Below are 1,040 nucleotides of genomic sequence, written 5' to 3' on the forward strand. Positions count from 1 at the left end.
CGCGCTGCCGGCGCCCGCCGGCGCATGCCGTCGCACGACCCGGTCGCGGCGCGCCACCCCTTGCCGTGGCATCCGCTGCGCGTCGATGATTGGGGAGCGCCGCGGCCGCCGCGGGCATGAGGGGAGCACCGTGGGGCTGGAGAAGTACTGGGCGAGCGATCCGATGGACATGCTGCGGGTGCGGCAGGACTTCGTGCTCGCCGAGGTCGACACGGGCTCGGCACCCGGGTTCGAGGGGAAGAAGCGCGACGGCAAGAAGTCGCTCGACGTCGGCGCCGCCATCCTCGCCGACCTGCAGGAGCGGCTGTTCGCGGGCCACCAGATGGGCGACGACCCGCGACGCGTCCTGCTCGTGCTGCAGGCGATGGACACCGCCGGCAAGGGCGGCATCGTCAAGCACGTGATGAGCGCGGTCGACCCGCAGGGCGTGCAGCTCGCCACCTTCAAGAAGCCCAGCGAGGAGGAGCTCAAGCACGACTTCCTCTGGCGCATCCGCAAGGAGGTCCCCGAGCCGGGCATGATCGGCGTGTTCGACCGTTCGCACTACGAGGACGTGCTCATCGCGCGAGTGCGCGAACTGGCGCCGCCGGAGGAGATCGAGCGGCGCTACGACGCGATCAACGAGTTCGAGGCCGAGCTCGCGGCATCCGGCACCGTGATCATCAAGGTCATGCTCCACATCTCGATGGACGAGCAGCGCAAGCGCCTGCTGAAGCGGCTCGACCGACGCGACAAGCACTGGAAGTTCAACCCGGGCGACATCGACGAGCGGATGCTCGCGCCGAAGTACCGCGAGGCGTACCAGGTCGTGTTCGACCGGACGACGACGCCGTACGCGCCCTGGTACGTGGTGCCCGCCGACCACAAGTGGTACGCGCGGCTCGCCGTGCAGCACCTGCTGATCGATGCGCTCGAGTCGATGAAGCTCGACTGGCCGCTCGCCGACTACGACATCGAGCAGCAGAAGGCGCGGCTCGCGACCGGCTGAGCGGGCGGACGGGCGGCCCGCGGGGCGGGCAGCGCGGGCAGGGCGCGCGGCG

1 protein-coding gene is annotated in these 1,040 nt (G+C 70.6%); it reads left to right on the forward strand.

Translation table 11 applies throughout. The annotated features are described in order from the left end of the window. Positions 1–163: 163 nt before the first annotated feature. Complete coding sequence (locus ESO86_RS17580; RefSeq protein WP_242492448.1) at positions 164–988, forward strand: PPK2 family polyphosphate kinase; 825 nt, start codon at positions 164–166, stop codon at positions 986–988. Positions 989–1,040: the final 52 nt, after the last annotated feature.

The sequence above is a fragment of the Agromyces binzhouensis genome (assembly GCF_004135055.1).
Taxonomy (GTDB): domain Bacteria; phylum Actinomycetota; class Actinomycetes; order Actinomycetales; family Microbacteriaceae; genus Agromyces; species Agromyces binzhouensis.

What these genes read in the sequence shown, in the direction of transcription:
- ESO86_RS17580 (WP_242492448.1), top strand. Translation starts at nt 164, where the DNA reads ATGGACATGCTGCGGGTGCGGCAGGACTTCGTGCTCGCCGAGGTCGAC.